The organism is Streptomyces sp. NPDC058619, from assembly GCF_042717785.1.
Classification (GTDB): Bacteria; Actinomycetota; Actinomycetes; order Streptomycetales; family Streptomycetaceae; genus Streptomyces.
Window position 1 is genome coordinate 378,594 of sequence record NZ_JBHXQN010000001.1, and the last position, 26,213, is coordinate 404,806.

The 26,213-nt window shown below is 72.1% G+C and carries 26 protein-coding genes; 7 read left to right on the top strand and 19 right to left on the bottom strand.

Annotation, left to right across the window (positions count from 1 at the left end; genetic code table 11):
- The first annotated feature begins 16 nt into the window (after positions 1–16).
- Positions 17–1,027, top strand: a complete 1,011-nt coding sequence (locus ACFWTC_RS01845; protein WP_383921006.1) for an AraC family transcriptional regulator — start codon at positions 17–19, stop codon at positions 1,025–1,027.
- A 180-nt stretch (positions 1,028–1,207) separates the two neighbouring features.
- Complete coding sequence (locus ACFWTC_RS01850) at positions 1,208–2,389, top strand: lipase family protein (RefSeq protein WP_383921003.1); 1,182 nt, start codon at positions 1,208–1,210, stop codon at positions 2,387–2,389.
- 80 nt (positions 2,390–2,469) lie between these two features.
- On the opposite strand, the gene ACFWTC_RS01855 is transcribed toward ACFWTC_RS01850, so the two are convergent.
- From ACFWTC_RS01855 to ACFWTC_RS01870, 4 genes are all read right to left on the bottom strand, one after another.
- Positions 2,470–4,050, bottom strand: coding sequence for an alpha/beta hydrolase (locus tag ACFWTC_RS01855; RefSeq protein ID WP_383921000.1), 1,581 nt, complete (start codon positions 4,048–4,050; stop codon positions 2,470–2,472).
- Positions 4,051–4,262: 212 nt separating this feature from the next.
- Entirely contained in the window at positions 4,263–6,161 is a 1,899-nt protein-coding gene (locus tag ACFWTC_RS01860) for an AMP-dependent synthetase/ligase (protein WP_384026055.1), read from the bottom strand.
- A gap of 201 nt (positions 6,162–6,362) precedes the next feature.
- Positions 6,363–6,800: a hypothetical protein gene (locus tag ACFWTC_RS01865; protein WP_384025812.1), complete on the bottom strand. Its 438-nt coding sequence runs from the start codon at positions 6,798–6,800 to the stop codon at positions 6,363–6,365.
- Positions 6,801–7,737: 937 nt separating this feature from the next.
- The gene (locus tag ACFWTC_RS01870) at positions 7,738–8,226 is read right to left on the bottom strand and encodes an ATP-binding protein (protein WP_384026051.1); all 489 of its coding nucleotides are present in this window, start codon (positions 8,224–8,226) and stop codon (positions 7,738–7,740) included.
- 146 nt (positions 8,227–8,372) lie between these two features.
- Between ACFWTC_RS01870 and ACFWTC_RS01875 the strand changes: the two genes are divergently transcribed.
- Both ACFWTC_RS01875 and ACFWTC_RS01880 read left to right on the top strand, forming a co-directional pair.
- Positions 8,373–9,230 (top strand): helix-turn-helix domain-containing protein, encoded by an 858-nt coding sequence (locus tag ACFWTC_RS01875; protein ID WP_384025809.1) that lies wholly within the window; start codon positions 8,373–8,375, stop codon positions 9,228–9,230.
- The gene (locus ACFWTC_RS01880; protein ID WP_384025806.1) at positions 9,227–9,424 is read left to right on the top strand and encodes a DUF397 domain-containing protein; all 198 of its coding nucleotides are present in this window, start codon (positions 9,227–9,229) and stop codon (positions 9,422–9,424) included. Before ACFWTC_RS01875 ends, ACFWTC_RS01880 begins: the two co-directional genes overlap by 4 nt.
- Positions 9,425–9,568: 144 nt before the next feature.
- On the opposite strand, the gene ACFWTC_RS01885 is transcribed toward ACFWTC_RS01880, so the two are convergent.
- From ACFWTC_RS01885 to ACFWTC_RS01905, 5 genes are all read right to left on the bottom strand, one after another.
- Complete coding sequence (locus ACFWTC_RS01885) at positions 9,569–10,927, bottom strand: dicarboxylate/amino acid:cation symporter (protein ID WP_383920987.1); 1,359 nt, start codon at positions 10,925–10,927, stop codon at positions 9,569–9,571.
- A gap of 394 nt (positions 10,928–11,321) precedes the next feature.
- A complete protein-coding gene (locus tag ACFWTC_RS01890; RefSeq protein ID WP_383921034.1) occupies positions 11,322–11,594 on the bottom strand; it encodes a DUF4229 domain-containing protein in 273 nt (90 codons plus the stop codon).
- 141 nt (positions 11,595–11,735) lie between these two features.
- Positions 11,736–12,260, bottom strand: coding sequence for a GNAT family N-acetyltransferase (locus ACFWTC_RS01895; RefSeq protein ID WP_383920984.1), 525 nt, complete (start codon positions 12,258–12,260; stop codon positions 11,736–11,738).
- A gap of 133 nt (positions 12,261–12,393) precedes the next feature.
- A complete protein-coding gene (gene mqnE, locus ACFWTC_RS01900) occupies positions 12,394–13,557 on the bottom strand; it encodes an aminofutalosine synthase MqnE (protein ID WP_383920981.1) in 1,164 nt (387 codons plus the stop codon).
- Positions 13,558–13,640: 83 nt separating this feature from the next.
- Positions 13,641–14,096 (bottom strand): Lrp/AsnC family transcriptional regulator, encoded by a 456-nt coding sequence (locus tag ACFWTC_RS01905; RefSeq protein ID WP_267724008.1) that lies wholly within the window; start codon positions 14,094–14,096, stop codon positions 13,641–13,643.
- A 122-nt stretch (positions 14,097–14,218) separates the two neighbouring features.
- Here ACFWTC_RS01905 and ACFWTC_RS01910 point away from each other — a divergent pair, with 122 nt between their 5' ends.
- Positions 14,219–14,353: a hypothetical protein gene (locus tag ACFWTC_RS01910; protein ID WP_383921040.1), complete on the top strand. Its 135-nt coding sequence runs from the start codon at positions 14,219–14,221 to the stop codon at positions 14,351–14,353.
- Here ACFWTC_RS01910 and ACFWTC_RS01915 read toward each other — a convergent pair.
- The gene (locus ACFWTC_RS01915; protein ID WP_384025803.1) at positions 14,350–15,039 is read right to left on the bottom strand and encodes a UbiX family flavin prenyltransferase; all 690 of its coding nucleotides are present in this window, start codon (positions 15,037–15,039) and stop codon (positions 14,350–14,352) included. The genes ACFWTC_RS01910 and ACFWTC_RS01915 overlap by 4 nt on opposite strands.
- A 151-nt stretch (positions 15,040–15,190) precedes the next feature.
- On the opposite strand from ACFWTC_RS01915, the gene ACFWTC_RS01920 reads away from it, so the two are divergent.
- Positions 15,191–15,733: a rhomboid family intramembrane serine protease gene (locus tag ACFWTC_RS01920; RefSeq protein ID WP_384026048.1), complete on the top strand. Its 543-nt coding sequence runs from the start codon at positions 15,191–15,193 to the stop codon at positions 15,731–15,733.
- On the opposite strand, the gene mqnP is transcribed toward ACFWTC_RS01920, so the two are convergent.
- The 3 genes from mqnP to ACFWTC_RS01935 are packed head-to-tail and all read right to left on the bottom strand — an operon-like array spanning position 15,714 to position 18,573.
- Entirely contained in the window at positions 15,714–16,637 is a 924-nt protein-coding gene (mqnP, locus tag ACFWTC_RS01925; protein WP_383920976.1) for a menaquinone biosynthesis prenyltransferase MqnP, read from the bottom strand. The genes ACFWTC_RS01920 and mqnP overlap by 20 nt on opposite strands.
- Entirely contained in the window at positions 16,637–17,119 is a 483-nt protein-coding gene (locus tag ACFWTC_RS01930) for a hypothetical protein (protein ID WP_384025800.1), read from the bottom strand. The genes mqnP and ACFWTC_RS01930 overlap by 1 nt, the downstream gene beginning before the upstream one ends.
- On the bottom strand, positions 17,116–18,573 hold the full coding sequence (locus ACFWTC_RS01935; protein ID WP_383920970.1) for a menaquinone biosynthesis decarboxylase: 1,458 nt from the start codon (positions 18,571–18,573) through the stop codon (positions 17,116–17,118). The genes ACFWTC_RS01930 and ACFWTC_RS01935 overlap by 4 nt, the downstream gene beginning before the upstream one ends.
- Positions 18,574–18,663: 90 nt before the next feature.
- Between ACFWTC_RS01935 and ACFWTC_RS01940 the strand changes: the two genes are divergently transcribed.
- Positions 18,664–18,996, top strand: a complete 333-nt coding sequence (locus ACFWTC_RS01940) for a PLD nuclease N-terminal domain-containing protein (RefSeq protein WP_383920967.1) — start codon at positions 18,664–18,666, stop codon at positions 18,994–18,996.
- A gap of 38 nt (positions 18,997–19,034) precedes the next feature.
- Here ACFWTC_RS01940 and ACFWTC_RS01945 read toward each other — a convergent pair whose 3' ends face one another.
- The 6 genes from ACFWTC_RS01945 to ACFWTC_RS01970 form a co-directional block, all read right to left on the bottom strand.
- Entirely contained in the window at positions 19,035–19,448 is a 414-nt protein-coding gene (locus tag ACFWTC_RS01945; protein WP_384073968.1) for an HPP family protein, read from the bottom strand.
- 89 nt (positions 19,449–19,537) lie between these two features.
- Positions 19,538–20,194: a TetR/AcrR family transcriptional regulator gene (locus ACFWTC_RS01950; RefSeq protein ID WP_383920964.1), complete on the bottom strand. Its 657-nt coding sequence runs from the start codon at positions 20,192–20,194 to the stop codon at positions 19,538–19,540.
- A gap of 84 nt (positions 20,195–20,278) precedes the next feature.
- Positions 20,279–22,342 carry a discoidin domain-containing protein gene (locus ACFWTC_RS01955; protein ID WP_384025797.1) on the bottom strand — a complete coding sequence of 688 codons (2,064 nt, stop codon included), beginning with the start codon at positions 22,340–22,342 and terminating at the stop codon, positions 20,279–20,281.
- 262 nt (positions 22,343–22,604) lie between these two features.
- On the bottom strand, positions 22,605–23,693 hold the full coding sequence (gene ccsB / locus ACFWTC_RS01960) for a c-type cytochrome biogenesis protein CcsB (RefSeq protein WP_383920958.1): 1,089 nt from the start codon (positions 23,691–23,693) through the stop codon (positions 22,605–22,607).
- On the bottom strand, positions 23,690–25,414 hold the full coding sequence (locus ACFWTC_RS01965; RefSeq protein ID WP_383920955.1) for a cytochrome c biogenesis protein ResB: 1,725 nt from the start codon (positions 25,412–25,414) through the stop codon (positions 23,690–23,692). Before ACFWTC_RS01965 ends, ccsB begins: the two co-directional genes overlap by 4 nt.
- A 13-nt stretch (positions 25,415–25,427) precedes the next feature.
- Complete coding sequence (locus ACFWTC_RS01970; protein ID WP_383921025.1) at positions 25,428–26,165, bottom strand: cytochrome c biogenesis CcdA family protein; 738 nt, start codon at positions 26,163–26,165, stop codon at positions 25,428–25,430.
- Positions 26,166–26,213: the final 48 nt, after the last annotated feature.

Consider the following 26,213-nt stretch of genomic DNA (forward strand, 5'->3'; position numbering starts at 1 on the left):
GGCTACCGTCGCAGGCATGGGGAGGCGGACGATCACCGTGCACCACGTACGGGCCCTGCTCGCGGGGGCCCGCGCCGGCGGCCTCGACACCGTGCCGCTGCTCCAGGCGGCGCAGATCCCGCCGCTGCTGCTGGGCGACGACCGGGCGCGGATCACGGCCGCGCAGTTCGCCCGGCTGTTCCGGGCGCTGTACCGGGCCACGCAGGACGAGTTCCTCGGCCTGAGCCCGGTCCCGAGCCGCCCCGGCACGTTCGCGATGATGTGCTGCGCCTCGCTCGGCTGCCGGGACCTCGGCGCGGCGACGCAGCGCGCGGCCGCCTTCTACGGGCTGTTCCCCGGCGGGCCGGAGCTGGCGCTCGACGTGGTCGGCGGCCAGGCCCGGTTCACCGTCCGCAACGACTTCGACCGGGACGAGGAGCGCTTCCTCACCGAGTGCGTGCTCGCCATCTGGCACCGGCTGAGCAGTTGGCTCATCGGCCGCCGCATCCCGCTCGCGGAGGCCGCCTTCGCCTACCCGCCGCCGCCGCACGCGGAGGAGTACGAGGTCCTGTTCGACTGCCCGGTCCGCTTCGGCGCGGACCGTACGGGCGCCGCCTTCGACGCGCACTGGCTGACCGCACCGCTCGTACGGGACGAGCCCGCGCTCGACGCGATGCTGCGCCGGGCCCCCTTCGACCTGCTGTCCCGGCCGGAGTACGGGACCACGGTCGCGGAGCAGGTGCGCCGGGCCCTGGCCCGGCAGCTGCGCACGTCACCGCGGCTGCCGGGGCTCGGGGAGGTGGCGGCGCGCCTGGCGGTGTCCCCGGCGACCCTGCGGCGCCGGCTCCAGCGGGAGGGGACCTCGTTCCAGGAGCTGAAGGACCACGTCCGGCGGGACGCCGCCATCGCGGGCCTGGCGGAGAGCAGCGAGCCGATCGCGGAACTCGCCGCCCGCCTGGGCTTCTCGGAGGACACGGCCTTCCACCGCGCGTTCCGCCGCTGGACGGGCACGACCCCGGGCGCCTACCGCATCGCCTCAGGCGGCTGAGCCGGGGTCCCCCGGCGCGGCCGTTCGGCGGCGGTCCCGTTCGGCTGACGGTCCGTGCGGCGGGGAGGGGTTGGGAGTCCGGGTCAGGAAAGGTGAGCTGTGCGGTCAGCGACATGCCGACCGGTCGGTCGCTACCTTCGCCTCACCTACCCCCGCACGGACCGTTGGGAGAGCCGCCCCATGCGTTTCCGAAACCCCCCGCGCCTGCGCAGCACCGCCCTTGCCGCCGTGGCCGCCCTGGCCTTCACCGCCTGGAGCCCCGCCGCCACGGCGCAGGACGGTGCCGGTGCCGGCGCCGCCGCCGGCGCCCCCGGCGATGTCGTCAGCAGCGCCCCCTCCGCCTTCCACCCGCTGCCCGGGCAGCCCACCCTCACCAAGGCCTGGAAGATCCACTACCGGTCCACCACGGCCGACGGCGCCCCGAACACCGTCTCCGGCACCGTCATCGTCCCGCAGGACGGCCGCACCGGCCCGCGCCCGCTGATCACGTACGCCGTCGGCACGGTCGGCATGGGCGACTCCTGCGCGCCCAGCAACAACATCCCGTACGGCACCGCCATGGAGGCCAACCTCATCCAGCAGCTCACCCTGCGCGGCTGGGCCGTGGTCGTCACCGACTACGAGGGCCTCGGCACCCCGGGCGTCCACACCTACACGGTCGGCCCCTCCGCCGGGCACGCCGTCCTCGACGCGGCCCGCGCCGCCCAGCGGTTGCCGCAGGCCGGGCTGTCGCCGACCGGACCGGTCGCCATCATGGGGTACTCCCAGGGCGGCCAGGCCAGCAGCTGGGCCGCCGAGCTGCAGGGCTCGTACGCGCCGGAGCTCCAGGTCAAGGGCACCGCGACCGGCGGTGTGCCCGCCGACCTGCTGAAGGTGGCCGACTTCAACAACGGCTCCTACGGCTCCGGCCTCATCTTCATGGCGGCGGCCGGCCAGGACGCCGCCTTCCCGGAGCTGAGGCTCGACTCCTACCTGAACCCGGCGGGCAAGGTGCTGGTCGGCGCGATGAAGGAGAACTGCGTGGCGATCGACGCCATCGCCGGCTCGTTCAAGCGGATCTCCGACCTGACCACGCGCAACCCCCTCGCGCAGCCCGACTGGCAGGCCCGGCTGAACCAGAGCCGGCTGGGGCACACCGCCCCGGCGGCGCCCGTGTACCAGTACCACGCGCTCGCCGACGAGCTGATCCCGTACGCGGTGGGCAGCCGGCTGCGCTCCGAGTGGTGTGCGCGGGGCGCGAACGTCGAGTTCGACACCATCTGGCTCGGCGAGCACGTCAGCGGCGTGATCACCCAGTCCCCTGCGGTCGCGAACTGGCTGGCGGACCGCTTCGCCGGACGCCCGACGCGCGCCAACTGCTGAGCGCGGCCCGCACGGCGGACGCGTGCCGCACCCGCCCGGCGGCCGCGCGCCCCGGGCCGCCCGCCGCAGGCCCCGCCGGTTCACTCGCCGGCGGGGCAGGACCGCGTCCCGGACGGCAGCCGTCCGTCGAGCAGGAAGCGGTCCGCGTACTCCCGCACGCAGGGCGAGGCGAGGTAGCCGGTGTGCCCGTCGCCCTTGTGGTCCAGGACCACCGCGGAGCCGAGCCGGCGCGCCGTCTCCTCCGTCCACTCGTACGGGGTGGCCGGGTCGCCCCGGGTCCCGACGAGCAGCATCCGCGGGGCGCCGGGGCGGTCGATCCGGCGGATGAAGTCGGTGCCCGCGGGCCGGCCGTAACAGGCCAGTACGGTCATCAGCTGGCGCGGCCCGAAGATCTTCGAGGCTTTCTCGAACTCGGGCCGCAGGGACTCCAGTTCGCTCTCGATGCGGGCCGGGCTCGCCGTGTCGTTCGACCGGTCGGGGTCGTCGGCGCAGTTCACGGCGGCGAGCGCCGCGTCGGCGTTGTCGGCGGGCACCGAGCCGGGTCCTTGCGGCTCCGCCCCGCCGCCGTCCTCGTCGCCGTCCCCGCCGTCGTCCTCGTCGGAGGGGCCGGTCGGGCCGCCGAGCTGGAGCAGCCCGACCGGGTCCGCGTGTTCCTCGGCCAGCTTCAGCGCGTCGGCGAGCGCGGGCCAGGCGTGCGGCGAGTAGAGGGCGGCGCCGATCGAGCCGGCCACGTCCTGGCCGGTCACGTACGAGCCGTCGCCGCCGATGAGCGGACGCCGGTCGAGCCGTGCCACGAGGTCGTCGACCTGCTCCTTGGCGGTGCGGGTGTTGGTCCCGTACACGCAGCCCGGCCGGCGGGCGCACCAGGACAGGAAGCGGTCCAGGGCCCGCTGCTGGCCGCGAGCCGTGGCCAGGGCCTGCTCGGCCAGCGGCTCGGACAGGGTGTCCACGCCGTCCAGGACCATGCGGCCGGTGCTGTGGGGGAACTGCGCGGCGTACACGGCGCCGAGCCGGGTGCCGTAGGAGAAGCCGAGGTAGTTGAGCTTCGCGTCGCCCAGCGCCCGGCGCACCGCGTCCATGTCGCGGGCGACGTTCACGGTGCCGACGTACGGGAGGACCGGGCCGGAGGCCAGCTCGCAGCGTTTGGCCACCGCGCGCAGGGCGGCCAGCTGGGCGGCCGCGTCGGTGGCCGCGTCCTCGCCGGTCTCCTGGGAGCCGGCGCAGGACACCGGGGCGCTGTGGCCGACTCCGCGCGGGTCGAAGGCGACCAGGTCGTACCGTTCGCCGAGCTTGGCGAAGGCGTCGGGGTCGGCGGCTAGGCCGGCGACGCCCGGGGCGCCGGGTCCGCCGAAGTTCAGCAGCAGCGAGCCGAGGTGCCGGCCGCGGCCGGTGGCGGGGAGGCGCGCCAGGGCCACCTTGATCGTCCCCTTGCCGGGGTCGGCGTGGTCCAGCGGCACCTCGACGGTCCCGCACCGCATTCCGGCGGGCACCCGCCGCTCGGGGCACGCCCCCCAGCGGACGCGCTGCCCCGGGGAGGGGGCCTGCGGGTCGCCCCGGGCCGCGGTGCCGGTGGGGGTCGGCGCCGGGACGGCCACGGGGTCGGTGCCCAGGGCGGCCAGGGCCAGCGCACAGGCCGCGGCGGCGGTTCGCGTACGGGGCACTGCACCCTCCTCGGGCGGCCCCCCGGACCGTTCAGCCCACCATAAACGCCACCCACCCACCCCGCCCGCCCAGTACCCCCGCCCCCGGTGGAGCCCGCCGCGCAGCCGGGCCGCCCCGGTCCCCCGGCCCCCCGGCCCCCGGGCCCGCGGCCTCCGCCCGGCCGGGTCCCCGGCCCCCGCCCACCGGGCCCGCGGCCCGAACGGCTCAGCCCTCAGCCCTCGCGCGGGCCCCGGTACAGCTCGTCGATCTGGCGGGCGTAGTCGCGCGCGATCGCGTCCCGCTTGAGCTTCATGGACGGGGTCAGGTGCCCGCCCTCCTCCGTGAAGTCCCCCGGCAGGACCGTGAAGCGGCGGATCGACTCGGCCCGCGACACCAGGCTGTTCGCCTCGTCCACGGCCCGCTGGAGGTCGGCCCGCAGCTCCTCGTCCTGGACGAGGATCCTCATCGGTACGTCCTGTTTCTTGTGCATCTGGCGCCAGTGCATCAGCCCGTCGGGCTCCAGCGTGATCAGCGCGGTGACGTACGGCCGGTTGTCGCCGACCACCAGGCACTGGCCGACCAGCGGGTGGGCCCGCAGCCAGTCCTCCAGCGGCGCCGGGGCCACGTTCTTGCCGCCGGAGGTGATGATCAGGTCCTTCTTGCGGCCGGTGATGGTGAGGTAGCCGTCGTCGTCCAGCTCCCCGATGTCGCCGGTCGGCAGCCAGGTGTCGGGCGGCACCGCGTGCCCGGAGTTCCAGTACCCGGCGAACACGTGGCGGCCGCCGAGCAGCACCTCCCCGTCGTCGGCGATCCGTACGGCCGTGCCCGGCAGCGGCCAGCCCACCGTGCCCAGGCGGGGGCGCAGCGGCGGGGTCACGGTGCTGGCGCCGGTCGTCTCGGTGAGCCCGTAGCCCTCGAAGACCTCGATGCCGGCTCCGGTGTAGAAGGCGGCGAGCCGGCGGCCGAGGGGGGATCCGCCGCTGAGGACGTACTTGACGCGGCCCCCGAGCGCGGCCCGGACCCGGCGGTAGACGAGCGGTTCGTACAGGGCGCGGGCGGCGCGCAGCCCGAGGCCGGGCGCCTTGCCCTCGACCAGCTCGCCGAAGCTCTGCGCGATCTTGGAGGCCCGGTCGAAGGAGGCGGCCCGGCCCATCTTCTCGGCGGTGGCGCGGGCGGTGTTGTAGACCTTCTCCAGGACGTAGGGGATGGCGAGGAGGAAGGTCGGGCGGAACCCGCCGAGGTCGGTGAGGAGGTCCTCGGTGCGGATGCTGGGCGCGTGCCCGAGTCTGACGCGGGCCCGCATGCAGCCGACGGCGACCATCCGTCCGAAGACGTGGCTGAGCGGCAGGAAGAGGAGGGTGGAGGCGGGGTCGTCGCTGACCGACTTGAAGACGGGGTGCAGCAGCTCGATCGAGTTGTCGACCTCGGCGAAGAAGTTGGCGTGGGTGATCACGCAGCCCTTCGGCCGGCCGGTGGTGCCCGAGGTGTAGATGAGGGTGGCGACGGAGTCGGGCGTACGGGCGGCCCGCCGCGCGTGCACCAGAGCGTCGGGCAGGTGCTCCCCGGCCTTGACCAGGCGGGCGACGGCTCCGGTGTCGAACTCCCACAGGTGTTGCAGCCAGGGCAGGTTGCCGCGCTCCGAACTGATGATGCGGGCCTGCGCGGTGTCCTCGACGGCGCAGGCCACGGCGCCGGAGTCCTGGATGATCCAGCGGGCCTGGAGGGCGGAGGAGGTGGGGTAGATGGGGACGGTGACCAGTCCGGCGGCCCATCCGGCGAAGTCCAGGAGGGTCCACTCGTAGGTCGTACGGGCCATGATGGCGAGCCGATCGCCCTCCCGCAGCCCCTCGGCGATCAGGCCCTTCGCGACGGCGAGCACCTCGGCCGCGAATTCGGCGGCCGTGATGTCCCACCAGCGGCCGTCCCGGTCCTTGCGCGCGAGCACCGCCTCGCCGGGGGCCTCGCGGGCGTTGTCGAAGGGGAGGTCCCCCAGGGAACCGCGGTCCGGTACGGGCGCCAGCGCGGGGACCCGTACCTCGCGCACCCTGCCGCCGATCACGGTCTTGACGGGCTCCACCAGCTTCGGTACGGCTTCCACTGCACGGTCTCCTCGGCCGGGGGTATCACCCAGCGGCGGCTGGGGAAGGGAGTTACCGCCGGTAATTTACGCACCGGTAACCGCTCCTGAACAGCCCTCGGAGCCTTTCTTCACCACTGGACCACCCGGAGCGCACGCGGACCGCACGGAGAATCCGCACGAGCCCCGGCGGCCATCGGCGCGCCCGACGGCACCCGACCGCGCCCGACGGCGCTGACGACCTTGCGGCCGGTCTCACGCGACGGAGTCCGCCACCTCCTCGGGACAGTCCCGGCAGCGGCCGGGCCGGGGCGCCCGGAAGGCCCGCTCGCAGCCGTCGCAGTTCTGCATCGGGTCGGGCCGCGCGGCCCGCGGGCCGGCCGGTCGCGGCCCCAGCCGCGGCGGGACCTGCGTCGCGAGCCGGTGCGCGATCAGCCCCGCCGGGTTGCGCAGCTCGGCGGGCAGCCCCCCGGCGAGCACGTGCCGTACGGCCTCCGGCTCGGCCCCGCGCTCCAGCCAGGCCGACACCCCGGGCGCGAGCCGCCGGACGTGCCGCTCGGCCAGCAGCAGCCGGGGGTCGTCCTCGCGCAGCCGGGCCAGCAGCTCGACGGCGTCCTGGCGGAGCGCCGCGCCGGGCGGCTCCCCCGCCACGGGGGCCGGGGCCGACGCGGAGGCCGCTTCGGGTACGGCCACCCAGGGCTCGGGCCAGGACCAGGGCTCGGCGGGCGGGGGCTCGGCCTCGGGCTCCAGCTCCAGCTCCGGCTCCGGCTCCGGCTCCGGCTCCGGCTCAAGGTCGAAGCACGGCTCGCACTCGGGCCACGGCCCGAAGTCCGGCGGGGGTGTGCGGGCTCCGCCCCGGGCTTCGCACCCGCGCCGGACCCCGGCACGACCGCACCCCCGGGCCCGGGCGGGGGCCCGGGCGGGGGCGGGGGCTCGGACACCGGCTCGGCCACGGTCACCGGCACCGGCTCGGCCACGGGGCGGGATCGCCGTACGGCGCCCTCCCCCCGCTCCGGCGGAACGGCCGGCTCGCGGCGCGGGGCCGGGGGCGTCGGGCGCTCCGGGAGGCCCGGATGGGTGGTCTGCGGGCGGTTGTAGGACACCGTACGGGTGACCACCTGCCCGCTCGCCAGCCGCACGCGGCTGCGCTCCAGGTATCCGTGCGCCTCCAACTCCCGCAGGGCGGAGGCGATCCGCACCTCACCCTCCGGGAACCGGTCCGTGAGCCGCTTGATGCCGACCTTGGCGCCGGTCGGCAGCGACTGGATGTGGAGGGCGAGGCCCATCGCCGTCAGCGACAGCTCACGGTGCTGGGCCAGGTGGTTGCCGACCACCGTGTACTGCTCGGTGTGCCGCGCCTTGATGTGGACGACACCGCCCCCTGCGGGGACCCCGGCACGTTCCCGGGACGCGGCGCGCGAGGGCGCGCTAAGCTGCTTCAGAGCCATGGGGAAGGTGATTGCTTCCTGCTTGGTCAGGCCCTCGACCGGGATGCCAGTCCCGCCGGGGGCCGTCTCATGTCTGACGTTGTGGGCCGAGCATATGCCCGGCAACCATCGATAAATCCAGCCGAGTTGGCCCAGTTCACCCATGTGAGTTACGGGGGGCTGGTGGGGTGGGTTGGTTGGTTTCAGCTCCCGTGATTGCAAGGGGTTACGTCTGGCCCGCCCGGGTCGCGCTCGGCCACGACCCGGTGTTCCGGCCCTCCGGCCAGGTCCACCTCGGCCCACACCACTTTGCACGGCGGCAGCCCCCGGTCCACGCCCCACCGGTCCGCGAGCGCGTCCACCAGCAGCAGTCCCCGCCCGCCCTCGGCGGCCTCGTCCGCGTCGCGGAGACCCGGGACCCGGTCGCCGCGCGTGTCGACCACCTCGATCCGCAGCACGCCGCCGCCCAAGGTGAGACCGATCCGGAAGTCCCGCCCGGTCACCCGCCCGTGGGTCACGGCGTTGGCGGCCAGCTCGGCCACGATGAGCGCCGGTCCGTCCGACGGCACACCCCAGGCAGCGAGCTTCTCGACGGCGAGACGGCGGGCCTGCCGGGCGCCGCGGGGGGTGGCGGCGAGCCGGGCGCCGAACGCGTCGGCGGAGTCCCAGATTTGAGTGTTCACATCACTCAGCGTGGCCGGACCCCCCTACCGTGAGGACCGACAACTCCCCTGCGTCCGGCCTTTGTCCGGCGCTTGTCCCGCGCTGTCCGGGCTGTCCGGAAGCCCTCCGGGAACAGGGCGCGGAGAGAACTTCGGCACGTCGGAGGTGGGCGCGCGTGAGCGTGGACAGGGACGGTACGGACGACGCGGGCTGGGACGTCGACCCCGAGGACGAACAGGGTGCGGCGGTCCTGGCCGCGCTGGGACGCCAGCTCCGCGCGTGGCGCGAGACGGCGGGCCTGCGCACGGCCGACTTCGGCACGGCGATCGGGTACGGGGAGGACCTCGTCCGCAAGGTCGAGGCGGGCAAGCGCATCCCCCGCCCCGAGTACCTGGACAGGGCGGACGAGGTACTGCGGGCGGACGGCCGGATCGCCGCCATGAAGGCGGACGCCGAGCAGGTCCGCTACCCGAAGAAGATCCGCGCCCTGGCGAAGCTGGAGGGTCGGGCGGTCGAGATCGGGGCCTACCGCATCCACGGAATACACGGCCTTCTGCAAACGGAGGACTACTCCCGGGCACTCTTCGAGATGCGCCAGCCCGCCTACGGTCAGGACGAGGTGGAGCGGTACGTGGCGGCCCGCATGACGCGGCGCTCACTCTTCGACCGGCAGCCCGCGCCCTCGCTCAGCTTCGTCCAGGAAGAGGCATCCCTGCGCCGCCGCATCGGAGGCACAATGGTGTGGCGGCGACAGCTCGAACGTCTTCTGGAAGTAGCCCGGTTGCGACATGTGGCACTCCAAGTGATGCCGACCGACCGCGAGGTTCACGCGGGCATGGACGGCGGGATCGAGGTGCTGAAGTTCGGGGACGGCACGGCGGTCGGCCGCTCGGAAGGCGCGTTCGGCGGGCGTCCGGTCTCCGACCCGAGGCAGCTCCGGATCCTTGAGCTGCGCTATGGAATGATCCGGGCCCAAGCGCTCACACCCCTGGAGTCGCAGGGCTTCATCGAGGAACTGCTGGGAGAGACATGACCGAGCACTCCGAACCGCACTGGTTCAAGAGCAGCTACAGCGACGGCAGCGAAGGCGACTCCTGCGTCGAGGTGGCGGACGCGACCGCCACCGGGGCCGTCCACGTCCGGGACTCCAAGGACACCCGGCTCCCCCACCTCACCGTCGCCCCGCACGCCTGGGCACAGTTCGTGGCGCACACGTCCGGCCGCTGACCGGCCGGGACGCGAAGACCACGCGCCGCGCCCCGCTGCGGTTCCCCCCACCTGAACGAACCACCGGCCGCCCGGTACGCCGACAGCCCCCGCCCGGACGGGGCAGGGGCTGCGACGGGTGCGGGGTGCCGTGCGGTGCGGCGGTCAGACGGTGGCCGGGACCTTCTCCGCCGGGGCGTCCGCCGCGGTGGCGGCCGGGGCCTGTGCCGGGGCCGGCTCCGGCTCGTCCAGGGCGGAGGCCGAGGCCGAGGCGTACGCCTCCTTGTCCAGGATCCCCTCGCGGGCCGAGACGATGACCGGGACCAGGACCTGGCCGGCCACGTTGGTGGCGGTGCGGATCATGTCGAGGATCGGGTCGATCGCCAGCAGCAGGCCGACGCCGGCCAGCGGCAGGCCGAGGGTGGAGAGCGTCAGGGTCAGCATGACCGTGGCGCCCGTCAGACCGGCCGTCGCGGCCGAGCCGATCACCGAGACGAAGGCGATGAGCAGGTACTCCTTGATGCCCAGCTGCACGTCGAAGATCTGCGCGATGAAGATCGCGGCGAGCGCCGGGTAGATGGCGGCGCAGCCGTCCATCTTGGTGGTGGCGCCGAACGGGACGGCGAAGGAGGCGTACTCCTTCGGAACGCCGAGGCGCTCGGTGACCTTCTGGGTGACCGGCATGGTGCCGACCGAGGAGCGGGAGACGAACGCCAGCTGGATGGCTGGCCAGGCTCCCTTGAAGAACTGGAGCGGGCTGACCTTGGCGACGGTGGCGAGCAGCAGCGGGTAGACGCCGAACATCACGAGGGCGCAGCCGATGTAGACGTCGGCGGTGAAGGTCGCGTACTTGCCGATGAGGTCCCAGCCGTACGTGGCGATCGCCGTGCCGATGAGGCCGATGGTGCCGATCGGGGCGAGGCGGATGACCCACCACAGGGCCTTCTGCAGCAGCTCCAGGACGGACTCGGCGAGGTCGAGGACCGGCTTGGCCTTGCTGCCCAGCTGGAGGGCGGCGATGCCGGCGACGACGGCCAGGAAGACGATCTGGAGGACCTTGAGCTCGGTGAACGGCGTGACGATGTCCGTCGGCACGATGCCGGTCAGGAAGTCGATCCAGGAACCCGTCCGCTTCGGCTCCTTGCCGTCGGCGGCGGTGAGGCCGGTGCCGGAGCCCGGGTCGGTCAGCAGGCCGATGCCGATGCCGATGCCGACCGCGATCAGCGAGGTGATCATGAACCAGAGGAGCGTGCGGGAGGCGAGCCGGGCGGCGTTGTTCACCTTGCGGAGGTTGGTGATCGACACCAGGATCGCGAAGAAGACGAGCGGGGCGACCGCCAGCTTCAGCAGCTGGACGAACAGGTCGCCGGTCTTCTCCAGGGTGGTGCCGAGCCAGCTGATGTCCTGGCTGCGGGCGAGCCAGCCGAACAGGACACCGAGCGCGAGACCGGCGATTATCTGGGCCCAGAAGGGAAACTTGAACGAGGCCTTGGCGGGAGCCTGGGCCTGGGGGGTCGCGGACACGGACACTCTCCGGGGGTGACGCACAACGAACTGGCGGGGATGGGTTCTGCGGTGGCGGCAGCCGGAAAAGGGCCGGCCGGGACCGCTGCTGCATCGGTACGGCTCAACGCGGAGCGGTCGTCAGCGACAACAGCAACAGGCCGCGGACACGCGGCGGCAGAGGTCGACGTGCAGGCGCGCCACGAGCGGAACGCTCATGGTCATCGGGTGCGCAGCTGGGGTCGACATGTTGAACACGCTAACACTTCTGCTTTGAGAATCTCAAAGGCGTTCTTTGGGTTGGCGGCGTACGGGAGCCCCGCACACCGGCCGGGGGAACGCGAAAGCCCCAGCGTTACGGGCGGTACACCCGGTGCTGGGGCCGTTCGGTGTGTGATGAAGCCAACGGAGGGAGCTACGAGTTCACGCGCGCCGTGTCGTCCGCCAGGTCCTCCTGGCTGCGGTTCGAGGCGAGCTTCTCCTTCGCACCCGCGACGCGTCCGGAGATCTGCTCGGACATCTCGTCGCGCTGCTTGCGCAGGAGGACGAAGGAGAGCGGGGCGGAGATCACGAGGGCGAGCAGCACGATCCAGGCGAAGTTGGCGTCGCCGATCGAGGAGGGCACCCAGCCGAGGCGGACGAGGCCCGCGACGGCGACGAGGCATCCGACGAAGATGCCCAGGCGCATCGCGGTGTAGCGGATCGTTGCGCTCGGCTTGAGGGACACGGTGACCCCTTCTCTCTCGTCGTCCTGCGTCGGGATGTGCCCGTCCAGTGAAGCACGCCCGCCCTGCGAACGAGGCCGCCGGGGGTCCGGTCCCACCGCGCGTCAGCGCAGCGGCAGGAGCATCGTGATGTCGTCGCGGTCGTCGCCCGGCGCCACCCGGATGGCTTCGGGGACGCGGCCGACCTCCTTGTAGCCGCAGGCCGCGTAGAAGCGCTCCAGGCCGTAGCCGCCGCGGCAGCCGAGGCGGATGGCGTCGATGCCCTCGATGGAGCGGCCCGCGGCCTCCACCGCGGCCATCAGGTCGCGGCCGTACCCGCGACCCTGGAGGCGCGGGTGGACCATCACCGTGTACGCCCACACCCAGTGGAGCTGGAGCCGGTGCGTGTTGTGGGTGAGGAACGCGGTCGCCGCGAGCCCGCCGTCGGCGTCGTGGCCGACCAGCAGCCGGCTGCCCCCGTCGGCCACCGAGGCGAGCTGCGTGATCAGCGCGGGACGGATGTCGTCCACCGTGACCGGAGGGACGAATCCGACGGCGCCGTCCGCGTTGGTGACGTCGGCCCACAGCTCCAGGATGCCGTCACGCAGGGCCGTGTCGATCACCGGATCCAGGGTGAAAGTAAGGGTCATAGGTGGATTCTATTCATTACATTCCGCCTCGTCCACGCACCCGCTCGACCACGCACGGCTCGACCACGCACCGACGACGCAAGCCCCGGCCGTCCCGGCCGGGGCTTGCGTCAGCGGAGTGCGGGCGGGCGGGTCAGACGCGCATCGCCTGCGGGGTCTCGCGCAGGCCCTCGATCGGACCGGGGTACTCGCGGATGATCTCGTAGCGCGTATTGCGCTCGACCGGGCGGAAGCCGGCCTCCCGGATCAGCTCCAGCAGGTCGTCACGGCCCAGCTTGTTCGGGGTGCCGTAGTTGTCCGCGTCGTGCGTGATCTTGTACTCGACGACCGAGCCGTCCATGTCGTCCGCACCGTGCTGCAGCGCCAGCTGGGCGGTCTGCACGCCGTGCATCACCCAGAAGACCTTCACGTGCGGCACGTTGTCGAAGAGCAGCCGCGAGACCGCGAAGGTCTTCAGCGCCTCCGCGCCGGTCGCCATCGTCGTCCGCGCCTGGAGCTTGTTGCGGACCTTGCCGTCCTGCATGTCCACGAAGTCGTGCTGGTAGCGAAGCGGGATGAAGACCTGGAAGCCGCCGGTCTCGTCCTGGAGCTCGCGCAGCCGCAGCACGTGGTCCACGCGGTGGCGCGGCTCCTCGATGTGGCCGTACAGCATCGTCGAGGGCGTCTTGAGCCCCTTGGAGTGCGCGAGACGGTGGATGCGCGACCAGTCCTCCCAGTGGGTGCGGTGGTCGACGATGTGCTGGCGGACCTCCCAGTCGAAGATCTCCGCGCCGCCGCCGGTGAGGGACTCCAGGCCCGCCTCGATCAGCTCGTCCAGGATGTCGGAGGCCGACATTCCGGAGATCGTCTCGAAGTGGTGGATCTCGGTCGCGGTGAACGCCTTCAGCGAGACGTTCGGCAGCGCCTTCTTCAGCTCCGAGAGCGAGCGCGGGTAGTAGCGCCACGGCAGGTTCGGGTGCAGGCCGTTGACGATGTGCAGCTCGGTGAGGTTGTCGTTCTCCATGGCCTTGGCCAGGCGTACGGCCTCCTCGATGCGCATCGTGTACGCGTCCTTCTCGCCCGGCTTGCGCTGGAACGAGCAGTAAGCACACGACGCCGTGCACACGTTCGTCATGTTGAGGTGGCGGTTGACGTTGAAGTGGACGACGTCACCGTTCAGCCGCGTCCGCACCTCGTGGGCGAGGCCGCCGAGCCAGGCCAGGTCGTCCGACTCGTAGAGGGCGATACCGTCCTCACGCGTCAGCCGCTCGCCGGAGCGGACCTTCTCCTCCAGCTCGCGCTTGAGCCCAGCGTCCATGCCGGTCGCCCGCCTTCCTCTGTGTCCCGCAACCCTGTCCTGCTGCTGCCGCCTGCTGCCTGCAACCGCGACCAACCGTACTCTCAGGCTTCCTCAGGCAGTTCCCCGACCCGGTTCTCCCACTTGGTGGAGAGCACGATGGTCGTCCGGGTGCGCGAGACGCCCTTCGTCCCCGAGAGCCTTCGGATGATCTTCTCCAGACCGTCCACGTCGTTGGCGCGCACCTTCAGCATGAAGGAGTCGTCGCCCGCGATGAACCAGCAGTCCTCGATCTCGGCGAGGTCCTTGAGCCGGCGCGCCACGTCCTCGTGGTCGGCGGCGTCGGAGAGCGAGATGCCGATCAGCGCCGTGACGCCGAGGCCGAGCTCGGCGGCTGCCACGGTCGCGCGGTAGCCCGTGATGACGCCGGCCGTCTCCAGCCGGTTGATGCGGTCGGTGACGCTGGGGCCGGAGAGGCCCACGAGACGGCCCAGCTCCGCGTACGAGGCACGACCGTTCTCGCGAAGTGCCTGGATGAGCTGCCTATCCACCGTGTCCATTTACGTGGAGCCTTCCATTATTCGGTGATCCTGCAAGTCTAGGTATAGAATCTAAGGCACGCAGGGTCAACACCCTGCGAATCTTTCAACAGATCAATGACGATCTTCAGGAGTGGTTCACCGTGTACACGATCGAGATGGCCTACGCGCACATGCGACAGCTCCAGGAGCTGGCCAACCGATCCCGTGCCCACCAGCCCGCCGCCGCGCACCGCGTGGACAAGACCCGCAAGCCGCGGGGCGCCAAGAAGGCCTAGCCGCCACCGCTCGCCTCCCGGGTGCGGGAGCCCCCACCGAGCTCCCCCTCCCAACGGCGGTACAGCCCGTGCGGCACCCCTGCCGCGTCGAGCACCCGCCCCGCGACGAAGTCCACCAGGTCCTGGATGTGCGTCGCACCCGCGTAGAACGCCGGAGAGGCGGGCAGCACGACCGCGCCCGCCTCCTCCAGCGCCACCAGGTGCTTGAGCGTCTGCCCGTTCAGCGGGGTCTCCCGCACCGCGACCACCAGCCGGCGCCGCTCCTTGAGCGTCACGCTCGCGACCCGCTGGAGCAGGTCCTTCGACAGCCCGAGCGCCACCCCCGCCACGCACGCCGTGGACGCGGGCACGATCAGCATCCCCTTCACCGGGTACGAGCCCGAACTCGGACCCGCCGCCAGGTCCCCGGCACCCCAGTACCGCACGTCGTCGAGCGGTACGTCCTGGAAGGTCCCCGGCTTGCCGTCTGCACCCCGGGCCAGCCACTGCGCGAGGTCGTCCCGCCAGTGCGCGTCCCGGAACGCGATCCCGGTCTCGTCCAGCAGCGTCAGGCGCGAGGCCCGGCTCACCACCAGGTCGACGTCCTCCCCCGCCGCGAGCAGCCCGCGGAGCACCGCCGCCGCGTACGGCGTCCCGGACGCCCCGGAAACCCCGACCACCCACGGGGTGCGCTTGCGCTCAGTCATACCTCCGAGACTATCCGGCCAATGCGAGCGGGCACTCGTTAAGGTGTCCCAGACGTTCCAGGGGGTGGGACGGGACGAGGGGGCGCACGTGAGCACCACGCTGGAAACGACCTGGACGCGGAGCGAGAGGGCCAAGGCCGCCGCGAAGCTGATGCTCGGTCTGATCGCCCTGCTCTGGCTGATCGAGGGGGTCGACGTGGTCACCGGCCACGCCCTGGACCCCTACGGCGTCAGGCCCCGCGACCCCGACCACCTGATCGGCATCGTCGCCCACCCGTTCCTGCACTTCGGTTTCGGCCACGTGGCGTCCAACAGCTTCCCGCTGCTGGTCCTCGGCTTCGTGACCGCGCTCAGCGGAATCCGGCGCTTCCTCGCCGTGAGCGGCCTGGTCTGCCTCGCCGTCGGCGCGGGCTCCTGGCTGGTCGCCCCGCCCCACACCCTCGGGGCCGGCGCCTCGGGCCTGGTCTTCGGCCTCTTCGGGTACGTGGTCGTGCGCGGCTTCGTCGAGCGCAGCCCGCTGGGCATCGCCGTGGGCCTGGCGGCGGCCGCCTACTGGGGCGGGTCGTTCCTCCTCGGCGTGGTGCCGACCGACTCCGGCGTCGGCTGGTACGCCCACCTCATCGGCCTGGTCGCGGGCGTGCTGACGGCGCTGTACTTCCGGCGACCCGGCCGACCTATACGGTCAGGCCCCTGACCACGAGGTCGAGCAGGGCGCACACGAAGAGCGCGATACCGATGAAGCCGTTGACCGTGAAGAAGGCCCGGTTCAGGCGGGACAGGTCGTGCGGCTTCACGATGGTGTGCTCGTAGAGGAACGCCGCGACGACGACCACCAGACCGGCCCAGAAGAACGCGCCCGCGCCCGTCGCCAGGGCGTACCAGGCCAGCAGGCCCGTGGTCACGACGTGCGCGCCGCGGGCGCCCCAGAGGGCCGCCGGGACGCCGAAGCGGGCCGGGACGGACTTGACGCCCTCCGCGCGGTCCGCGGCCACGTCCTGGCAGGCGAAGATCAGGTCGAAGCCGCCGATCCACACGCCCACCGCGAGCCCGAGGATCACCGCGTCGCCGGACCACTCGCCGGTGACGGCCAGCCAGGCCCCGACCGGGCCCATCGCCTGGGCCAGGCCCAGGATGGCGTGCGGGAAGTTCGTGAACCGCTTGCCGTACGGGTACACCACCATCGGGATCACCGCGACGGGCGCCAGCGCCAGGCAGAGCGGGTTCAGCAGCGCGGCCGAGCCGAGGAAGACGGCGAGCGCGATCCCGGCCCCGGTCCACGCCGACCGCACCGACACCGCTCCGGTGACCAGCTCGCGGCCGGCGGTGCGCGGATTGCGGGCGTCGATCTCGCGGTCGATGATCCGGTTGGCGGCCATCGCGAAGGTCCGCAGGCCCACCATGCACACGGTGACGAGCAGCAGCGTGCCCCAGTGGACCGTACGGTCCAGCCGGAACATGGCGGTCAGCGCGGCGATGTAGGCGAAGGGCAGCGCGAAGACCGAGTGCTCGATCATCACGAGCCGCAGGAAGGCCTTGACCTTGCCGGTGGCCTCCGGCGCGGGACTGCCCTGCCCGACGATCCCGTCGGCGGTGGCCATCACAGGCTCCGGCGGAACTGTTCGAGCTCGGCGCGCAGGTCCGAGAGGGCCGTCGGGCCGATCTCCACGTCCAGCGGCGCCGCCGCGTCGGACCCGGGCGGGGTGACGCGCGCCAGGAAGGCGAAGCCCTCGCCCGCCGGACGGCCGTCGAGGCGGAGCAGGCCGTGCCCGGCCACCGCGAGTTCCACCGAGAACTCGGCCTCCGGGTCGGCGGTCGCCGTCAGCAGTCGTTCCGCGAAGGCGGCCGCGTCGGCGTCCGCGAGCTCGGGCAGGTCGACCTCCCGGCCCTCGCCGTCGGTCCGGTCGGCGATCAGCTGCCACAGGTCCGAGGGGCCGGCGAACTCCTCGGGCGTCACGCCCGCCCGCTCGGCCGCCTCCCGTACGCTCTGCTGCGCCGGGTCGATCTCGGGGCGCACCAGGGCCACGCAGGGCGTGTCGCTGCCGATGAACAGGGCGGGTCCGCCCACGGCGATCGGGCTCACAGTCCGTATTCCTTCCAGCGGCTGTCCACCAGTGCCGCGGTGGCCGGGTCGGACTCGACCATGTCGGGCCAGCCGCCGTCGCGGGTGTAGCCCTCCTCGGGCAGCTTCTTCGTGGCGTCGATGCCCGCCTTGCCGCCCCAGAACTGCTGGTAGGAGGCGTGGTCGAGGTGGTCCACCGGGCCCTCGACGACGGTGAGGTCACGGGAGTAGTCGGTGTTCCCGAGCGCCCGCCAGGACACCTCGTGCAGGTCGTGGACGTCACAGTCCTTGTCCACCACGACGATCAGCTTCGTCAGCGACATCATGTGCGCGCCCCAGATGGCGTGCATGACCTTCTGCGCGTGCTTCGGGTACTTCTTGTCGATGGAGACGATGGCGCAGTTGTGGAAGCCGCCCGACTCCGGCAGGTGGTAGTCCACGATGTCCGGAACGATGATCTTCAGCAGCGGCAGGAAGAACCGCTCCGTCGCACGGCCCAGCGGGCCGTCCTCGGTCGGCGGCCGGCCCACGACGATGGACTGGATCAGCGGCCGCTTGCGCATCGTCACGCAGTCGATCTTCAGCGCCGGGAAGGGCTCCTGCGGCGTGTAGAAGCCGGTGTGGTCGCCGAAGGGCCCCTCGGGGAGGGTCTCCCCCGGTTCCAGCCAGCCCTCGATGACGACCTCGGCGTTGGCCGGGACCTGGAGCGGGACCGTCTTGCAGTCCACCATCTCGATCCGCTTGCCCGCGACGAACCCGGCGAAGAGGTACTCGTCGATGTCCCCCGGCAGCGGCGCCGTGGAGGCGTACGTCACGGCGGGCGGGCAGCCGAAGGCGATCGCGACCGGCAGCCGCTCGCCGCGCCGGGCGGCGACCGCGTAGTGGTTGCGGCTGTCCTTGTGGATCTGCCAGTGCATGCCGATGGTGCGCTTGTCGTGGCGCTGGAGGCGGTAGAGCCCGAGGTTGCGCACGCCCGTCTCGGGGTGCTTCGTGTGCGTCAGGCCGAGGTTGAAGAAGGAGCCGCCGTCCTTGGGCCAGGTGAAGAGGGCCGGCAGCCGGTCCAGGTCCACGTCGTCCCCGGTGAGGACGACCTCCTGGACGGGCGCGGAGTCGCCCTTCACCTTCTTCGGCGGCACGTGGACCATCGAGCCCAGCTTGCCGAAGGCCTCGCGGACCCCGATGAAGCCCTGCGGCAGCTCCGGCTTCAGCAGGCCGCCGATCTTCTCGCTGATCTCGGCGTACGACTTCAGGCCGAGGGCCTTGAGCAGCCGGCGGTCGGTCCCGAAGACGTTCATGGCCAGCGGCATCGCCGAGCCCTTGACGTTCTCGAAGAGCAGGGCGGGCCCGCCCGCCTTGTTCACCCGGTCGACGATCTCGCCGATTTCCAGGTACGGATCGACTTCGGCCTTGATGCGCTTGAGGTCGCCCTCCCGCTCCAGAGCCCGGAGCAGCGAGCGGAGATCGTCGTAAGCCATAGGGGCCAGTATCCGTCACCAACTACCCTGGAGGTGTCACCGGGGCCCGACGCGGGCCCGCCGTCACTGCCTGGGAGTCGGTCCCACACCGTGCTGCGCTATCTGCCGTTCCTGCTGATCATCGCGCTGACCATCTACACCTTCATCGACTGTCTGAACACGCCGGAGGAGGAGGTCAAGCACCTCCCCAAGGTGGTCTGGGTGATCATCATCCTGCTCTTCTCCATCGTCGGCCCGGTGGTGTGGCTGTTCGCGGGCAAGAAGCGGTCGGCGGTCGGCGGCGGCGGTTTCGGCGGCGGCCGGGCACGCCGGACCCAGTGGGTGGCGCCCGACGACAATCCGGAGTTCCTGAAGTCCCTGCGGGACGAGCAGGAGGAGAAGGACGAGAAGAAGGACCGGGACGAGAAGAAGGACAAGGACTAGTAGCCCACCGGCCGCCGGGTGGCTTCCGGGGCAGGCGCTCACCACCAGTACGCGGGGTAGCGCGGCGCCGACGGGCGGATGCGGGAGGCCGTGTACTCGGTGAGGACGAGCAGGGTCCCCGCTCCGAGCAGGAGCGGTACGAACGCGGCCGGACCGGGGGCCTGCAGCACGATCACCACCGGTGTCGCGCAGGCCGGCGAGTGCGGTGCGCGGGCGGCCAGGGTGAGCGCCAGGGTCAGCGCCGCCGCCACCGCGGCCGCCCAGGCGCTGCCGCCGGCGGTGTGCAGGACCGCGTACCCGGTCGCGGCGCCGAGCAGGTGCCCCAGCAGGACGCTCCGCGGCTGGGCGAACGGGAGCGTCGGGGCGCCGTGCACGAGGGCGGCGCTGGCGGCCAGCGGCGGTATCAGTACCGGCTCGCGCAGGACGGCGCCGAGCGCGGCCAGCGCCAGCAGCGCGGTGGCCGCGGCGCTGACGGTGTGGAAGGCGGCCCCGGCGGAGGCACCGCCCGGCGGGCGGGTCCGCTGACGCTAGCCGCCCCCGGTTATGCGCCCGCCGGGCCCGCTCCGGCCAGACCGACGGGGGCCGGCCCGTCCTCGACCAGCCCCACCACGTACCCGGTGATCATCTCGGTGATGGTGTCGACGACCGGCACACCCGCCGGCCCCCCGTCGTCGCCCAGGACGAGGAGGCTCAGCGTGAACCCGTCGGTCATGGCCGCGAGGTAGCGGGCCAGCACCGGCACCGGGACGCTGAGGTCGAACGCCGCGGTGCGGCGCAGCTGCTCGATGAGCTCGGCGTACGTCTCCCCGTACAGCTCGTACTGGCGCCGGGCCAGATGGCCGAAGCCGGGCTGGCGCAGGGCGTACTGGGTGAGCTCGTAGGTCAGCATGTGCTCGCCCGGGTGGGCGCGCACGTGGTCCCAGTAGGCCTCGAAACCCGCCCGGATGGTCTCCCGCAGGGTGGGCCGGGGCCGGATCGCCTCCTTGACCACCGTCACGTAGTGGTCGGTGATGGCCGTGATGACGGACTCGAAGAGGGCCTGCTTGGAGTCGAAGCAGTAGTGGAAGACGCTCAGCGAGACGCCCGCCTCGGCGGAGATGGAGCGGGTCGTCGCCCGGGCGACCCCGTCGCGGGTCATCACGCGGATCGCCGCCTCCGTCAGCTGGCGGCGGCGCTCGGGCAGCGGCATGCGTGCCATGCGGTTCCTCCGGTGGGAGCGGGCCGGGTCCGGCCGGTGCGGTGGCGCCGCCCCGGCCGGACCCGGTGGGTCGAACCGTGCCCGTCAGCGGCTGTAGACGCCGACCTCGTGGAGCGAGTAGCCCCACTGGGTGCCGCGCCCCACCCCGTGGACGCGCACGTAGCGTGCCGGCACCCCGGTGAACTGCGCGGTGTCCAGGCCGCCGTCGCCGGCGGTGGTGGACCAGACGGACCGCCAGTTCGTGCCGTCGGCGGAGAGCTCGATGCGGTACTCCCTCGCGTGGGCGCGTTCCCAGTCGAGGGTGACGCGTCCGACCAGGGTCGGGGACCCGAGGTCGACCTGGAGCCACTGGTCGTCGCTCCAGTTGCTGGCCCAGCGGGTGCCCCGGTCGCCGTCCACGGCCCGGCCGGGGGCGTAGCTCGTGAACGGGTTCCACTCCGCGGAGCTGGCCGCCGCGGGCGCGCGGGCCGCGAGGTTCACGCCGGCCTTGTGCTTCTCGGAGCCGCCCCAGGTGCCGAGGTAGGACTCGGCGCCCTTGAAGAGGTCGTCCACGACGCCCTGCCCGCCGGTGATCCGGACGTCCTCGATCCAGTCCGGGACCAGGCCGTAGTGGGAGGCGCCGTCGGTGTTGAGGTCCCAGGTGCGCTGGCCGGTGGTCTGCTTGTCGATGACCGATCCGCCGTCGGTGCTGCGGAAGGGGTACCGCACCGGGTTGGGGGTGTCGGCGCCGCGGGGGCCGGGCCAGCCGCCGACGCCGTTCATGTCGGTGCCGTAGCCGTAGCCGACGTCGTACTTGTCGCGCAGGGCGTCCGTGCGCTTGGCCTCGGCGCTGAACGCCTCGGAGCCGTTCATGTACTGGGCGGCGAACCCGCCGAGCTTGTAGAGGCGCTCGGTCCAGTCCATGTCCATCCAGCTGTGCGAGGAGATGACGCCGGGGTAGGACTCGGACTCCAGGATGTCGAAGGCCCGGCCCGCGGCCTTGACGCTCATGTGGTCGATCTCCAGCATCATCTTGCGTTTCATCATGCCGCGGACGGCGTACTCGCCGAGGTCGGTGAGGCCGCGGGTGTTGCACTGCGCGTCGGCGGCGTACGCCGGCACGGACACGCCCGCGGGGAGCTGCTTCTCGGCGGACGCGGCCGCCGCCAGGCCGATCGGGTTGTCGTGCTGCGGGCCGGTGCACCGCTCGGTCTGCCAGAACGTGCCGGTCGACAGGAACTGGCCGACGTTGATGGCCGTGCCCAGGGCGCCCGAGTCGAAGCGGACGCCGCACAGCGCGTTGTCGAACTTGTGGCAGAGGAACATGCTGCGCACGCCCAGGGCGTGCAGCTCGTCCAGGCCCCGGTCGACGTCGGCGCGGCTGCACTGGGCGATGTCGAGGATCTGCTTGCAGCCGAACGGCTCGGAGGTCTCGACGCCGAGGACGACGGCCAGCTTGCCCTGTTCGATGACCTGGCGGGCCTGCGTGGAGTCGGTGACGATGCGGAACCAGCCCTTTCCGGGGCCGCCGTACATCTTGTCGATGTAGGCCTGCATGTCGTACGTCTTCTGCGCCTCCAGGCGGATGGCGGTCATCTCGTCGCAGCCGCGGTCCTTGAAGAAGTAGACCGAGCAGATGACCCCGTTGGTGACGAGGTCGTTGACGAGGATCCGCTGGCCGCCGCGCCAGGCCCGCTCGACCCAGGCGTAGTAGTTCTGCTGGTGGGTCAGCGAGTCGTGCGCGGGCCAGTCCTTGAAGGTCGGCCAGCCGTCCGGGTCGTGCTTGCCGTCGCCGCCGTTGGTGATGTAGTCGAAGATCGCGAGGGTGCCGTCGGGGTAGTGCTCCGGACAGTCCTTGAGGGCGTCGGTGATGCCCTGTTCGGAGAACGGCTTGCCGCAGATCAGGCGCCCGCCGAAGCCCTCGTTCGACATCAGGTGGTCGTGGGCGTCGACGAACCCGCGGACCTTGCCCTGGGCGTCGGTGCCCTTGAAGGGCTCGCCGGTGACGTTGATGGCGGAGTCGGGGGCGGGCCGCGCGGTCGGATTCCACCAGCCGGGGTCGGCGGAGGAGGCGGGTGCGAGGCCGAGCAGCAGCGCCGCCACGGCGAGGCACAGCGTCAGCAGGCCGAACGGGCCTGGTCTGCGGCGGGCGGGGTGGGTCATCGTCATCACCGTGTCTTCGGTCGGCGGAGCGCGCGGTCCGGGGGTACCGGAACCGTCCGGGGACACGGCCAACCCCGGACAGGACGTTGACATGTTCCCCACAATCGGTGCCTCGAGAATGGCTACCGCCGGGTACGGAGTCAAGGGTCCGGGACGAATGACCTGACGGATCGTCGGATGTCCGGCCCCGAGCCCCGTACGCGGCGAAGCCGGTGTCCCGCCACGGGGGCGGGACACCGGCTTCGCCGTGCGGTCGGGTGCGGTCGGGTCAGACGCCCGCGTACGAGTGCTTGCCGCTGAGCAGGATGTTGACGCCGTAGTAGTTCCAGATCCAGCAGGCGAAGGCGAAGAGCGCGAGGTACGCGGCCCTGCGGCCCTTCCAGCCGGCGGTGGCGCGGGCGTGCAGGTAACAGGCGTAGGCCACCCAGGTCACGAAGGACCAGACCTCCTTGGGGTCCCAGCCCCAGTAGCGGCCCCAGGCGTCGCCCGCCCAGATCGCTCCCGCGATGATCGTGAAGGTCCACAGCGGGAAGACGGCGGCGTTGATCCGGTACGAGAACTTGTCGAGGGAGCCCGCCGAGGGCAGCCGCTCCATGACGGAGGTGGCGAACCTGCCCGGCTTCCCGCCGGAGGCCAGCTTGGCCTCGTAGGAGTCGCGGAAGAGGTAGAGGACCGCGCCGGCCGCGCCGATGTAGAAGACCGCGCCGCAGAAGATCGCGGTGGAGACGTGGATCCACAGCCAGTACGAGTGCAGCGCCGGAACCAGCTGGTCGCTCTCGGTGTACAGCCAGGTCACGGCGATGCCGAGGTCCAGCAGGACGGTGGTGACCAGGATCAGGCCGAGCCAGCGGACGTTCTTCTTCAGGGCCAGCAGCGCCAGGTACGCGCCGACGGCCACCGTGGAGAAGGTGATCGAGAACTCGTACATGTTGCCCCAGGGGGCCCGCTCCACCGACAGCGCGCGGGCGACCACGCCGGCCGCCTCGACGAGGAAGGCGAGCACGGTCAGCGAGATCGCGATCCGCCCGTACAGGTCGCCCTTCTCGGTGCCGCCGGCCGCGCCGGGGCCGTCCGGGACGTCGCGGGTGCCCGCGGCGGAGCGCGTGACGACCTTCGGCTTGTCGATGACGGCGGTGCCGCCCTCGCCCCGGACCCGGACGGCCGGGGCCGCGCCCCGCGGCCCTGCCCCGCTCCCGGTCAGCGCGGCGGCCGTGCGGCCCACCTTGCTGCGGCTGCCGAACACCCACTCGGTGATGTGAGCGAAGAAGGCGAGGGTGTAGACCGCCATCGACGCGTAGATCAGCTTGTTGCTGATCTCAGCCAGACTCTCGTTGGCTGCGGCTGCGAGCAGCGTCATCCGCGCTCTCCTTGTTCTTCTTCTGCTTCTGTTTCTGCTTCGACAGGGTGGGGCGCCGAGGGCGCCTGCTCGTGCAACACGGCGGCCAGGTCCGCCAGCTCCTGCGGGAGCCTGGCGGACTCGCTGCGGCCGAGGCCCGCCATCTCGACGACGGTCACGCCGTCCTTGCCGGCCACCGCCCGGACCCAGATCCGGCGGCGCTGGATGAACAGCGATCCGGCCAGCCCCCCGATGGCGGCGATCGCGCCCGCGAGGGCGAGGCCGCTGCCGGGCTGGCGGGTGACGGAGAAGGTGGCCCAGCGCTCGATGCCCTCGAAGGTCACGGTGCCCGCGCCGCCGGGCAGGGTCATCGTCTCCTTGGGCAGCAGCATCTGGGCGAACGGGTCGCCGTTCTCCTTCTTGAACTGCTGCATCTTGCGCGTGTCCAGCTGGTACACGTTCTGCGGCAGGCCCGAGTCCACGCCGAGGCTGCCGTGGTAGGCGTTGAGGGCGATGACGGGGAAGTTCGCGGCGGGGAACTGGGAGAGCATCGTGCCGCCGCCCTTGCCCGCGAAGGTCGGCACGAACTGGGCGGAGAAGCCGAGCTGCTCCTTCTCGCCGTTCTTGTTCTTGTAGCCGTCGGTGACCTTGATGGCGCCGGCCGAGGTGAGGTTCGCGTCCTGGGGCAGCATCGGCACGGCGTTGCGGAAGATCACCTTGCCGGTGGGGTCGGTCACCGAGATGACCGGCGCGTAGCCGTGACCGAGCAGGTAGACCTTGGCCCCGTCGACTTCGAGGGGCTTGTTGACCTCGATCTCGGTCTTCTGCGGGGCCCCGTGGGCGCCCCTGCTGAGGGTGACGTACGCCTTGAAGTCGCGCGGGGTGCCCTTCTGCGGGCCGGTCTCCTCGTACGTGGCGTCGAACTTGTCCAGCGTGAAGCTGAAGGGCGGCAGGTCGTCGGGGGTGAAGAGGCTGCCGGACTTGAAGTCGTCGTACTGGGTGAGCGTGTTCGAGAAGCCGCTGCCCCGCAGGACGAGCTTGCCGCCCTCGGAGGTGTAGAGCTTGCCCCAGGCGAAGGCGACCAGCATCACGATCAGCGCGAGGTGGAAGACCAGGTTGCCGGTCTCGCGGAGGTAGCCCTTCTCCGCCGCGACGTGGCCCGTCCCGGCCTCGGTGCGGAACCGGCGCCGGCCCAGCAGGGTCTCGGCGTGGGCGAGGACCTCGTCGGGGGAGGCCTCGGTGCGCCAGGTGGTGTGGGCGGGGAGCCGGTCGAGCCGCCGGGGCGCGGCCGGCGGGCGGCTGCGGAGCTGGCCGACGAACTGCCAGGTGCGCGGCACGATGCAGCCGATCAGCGACACGAAGAGCAGGATGTAGATCGCGGAGAACCAGAACGACGTGTACACGTCGAAGAGCTGGAGCTTCTCGGCGAGCGGCACCCAGAACTCGTGGGTCCGCCGCCACTCGGCGACCTTCATCGCGTCGACGTCGCTCTGCGGGATCAGGGAGCCGGGGATGGCGCCCAGCGACAGCAGGAAGAGCAGGATCAGCGCCACCCGCATGGAGGTGAGCTGGCGCCAGAACCAGCGGGCCCAGCCGATCACCCCGATGCCGGTGGCCGCTGCGGCGGGCGAGTCCTCCAGCGGGGCGGTGGACAGCTGGGCGCCGGCCGCTCCGAGCTCGGGCTCGGCGGCGTCCTCGGATTGCTGCGGCGCCTCGGCGGACGCCTTGTCTGTCGTACTCATGTGCGTTAAGTCCTCAGATCCCCACCGTGAAGCCTTGGGTCCAGTCCCGCATGTCGCTGACGATGCTGTCCCACGTTCCTGTGACGAGCAGCAGGCCGGTCAGGATCAGCATGCCGCCACCGATCCGCATCACCCACGCATAGTGCTGCTTGACCCAGCTGAAAGTGCCGAGCGCCTTGCGGAAGGCGACCGCGGCGAGGAGGAAGGGCACGCCCAGGCCCAGGCAGTAGGCGACGGTCAGCAGCGCGCCGCGGCCGGCGCTCGCCTGGTCCATGGACAGCGTGGTGACGGCCGCCAGGGTCGGGCCGATGCAGGGGGCCCAGCCGACGCCGAAGAGCACGCCCAGGAGCGGCGCGCCGAGCAGGCCCGCCGTCGGCTTCCGGTGGAAGCGGAACTCCCGCATCGTCAGGCCGGGGATCGCCCCCATGAAGAAGAGCCCCATCAGGATGACGACGGCGCCCAGGACCCGGGAGATGAGCGTCCGGTGCTCCTGGAGGGTGGAGCCGAAGAACCCGAAGAGCGCGCCCGTGGAGACGAAGACGGCGGTGAAGCCGGCGATGAACAGGCTCGCGCCCGCCAGCATCCGGCCGCGCCGGGCCTCGGCGAGGTCGGCGCCGCTGGCCCCGGTCACGTAGGAGAGGTAGCCGGGGACGAGCGGGAGCACGCAGGGCGAGAAGAAGGAGACGAGTCCGGCCAGGACCGAGATGGGCAGCGCGAGCAGCAGCGTCCCGTTCAGGACGGTGGTGTTCATGCCCGTCGGCTCGGCGGCCAGAAGGAGGTCGGGGACGGCGGTGAGCAC

Bases quoted from the DNA above. Each gene is read 5' to 3' on its own strand.
- ACFWTC_RS01845 (WP_383921006.1), top strand. From the start codon at position 17: ATGGGGAGGCGGACGATCACCGTGCACCACGTACGGGCCCTGCTCGCG.
- ACFWTC_RS01850 (WP_383921003.1), top strand. From the start codon at position 1,208: ATGCGTTTCCGAAACCCCCCGCGCCTGCGCAGCACCGCCCTTGCCGCC.
- ACFWTC_RS01880 (WP_384025806.1), top strand. From the start codon at position 9,227: ATGACCGAGCACTCCGAACCGCACTGGTTCAAGAGCAGCTACAGCGAC.
- ACFWTC_RS01890 (WP_383921034.1), bottom strand. From the start codon at position 11,594: ATGCGCCTGGGCATCTTCGTCGGATGCCTCGTCGCCGTCGCGGGCCTC.
- ACFWTC_RS01895 (WP_383920984.1), bottom strand. From the start codon at position 12,260: ATGACCCTTACTTTCACCCTGGATCCGGTGATCGACACGGCCCTGCGT.
- mqnE (WP_383920981.1), bottom strand. From the start codon at position 13,557: ATGGACGCTGGGCTCAAGCGCGAGCTGGAGGAGAAGGTCCGCTCCGGC.
- ACFWTC_RS01905 (WP_267724008.1), bottom strand. From the start codon at position 14,096: ATGGACACGGTGGATAGGCAGCTCATCCAGGCACTTCGCGAGAACGGT.
- ACFWTC_RS01915 (WP_384025803.1), bottom strand. From the start codon at position 15,039: ATGACTGAGCGCAAGCGCACCCCGTGGGTGGTCGGGGTTTCCGGGGCG.
- ACFWTC_RS01920 (WP_384026048.1), top strand. From the start codon at position 15,191: ATGCTCGGTCTGATCGCCCTGCTCTGGCTGATCGAGGGGGTCGACGTG.
- mqnP (WP_383920976.1), bottom strand. From the start codon at position 16,637: ATGGCCACCGCCGACGGGATCGTCGGGCAGGGCAGTCCCGCGCCGGAG.
- ACFWTC_RS01935 (WP_383920970.1), bottom strand. From the start codon at position 18,573: ATGGCTTACGACGATCTCCGCTCGCTGCTCCGGGCTCTGGAGCGGGAG.
- ACFWTC_RS01950 (WP_383920964.1), bottom strand. From the start codon at position 20,194: ATGGCACGCATGCCGCTGCCCGAGCGCCGCCGCCAGCTGACGGAGGCG.
- ACFWTC_RS01955 (WP_384025797.1), bottom strand. From the start codon at position 22,342: ATGACGATGACCCACCCCGCCCGCCGCAGACCAGGCCCGTTCGGCCTG.
- ccsB (WP_383920958.1), bottom strand. From the start codon at position 23,693: ATGACGCTGCTCGCAGCCGCAGCCAACGAGAGTCTGGCTGAGATCAGC.
- ACFWTC_RS01965 (WP_383920955.1), bottom strand. From the start codon at position 25,414: ATGAGTACGACAGACAAGGCGTCCGCCGAGGCGCCGCAGCAATCCGAG.
- ACFWTC_RS01970 (WP_383921025.1), bottom strand. From the start codon at position 26,165: ATGAACACCACCGTCCTGAACGGGACGCTGCTGCTCGCGCTGCCCATC.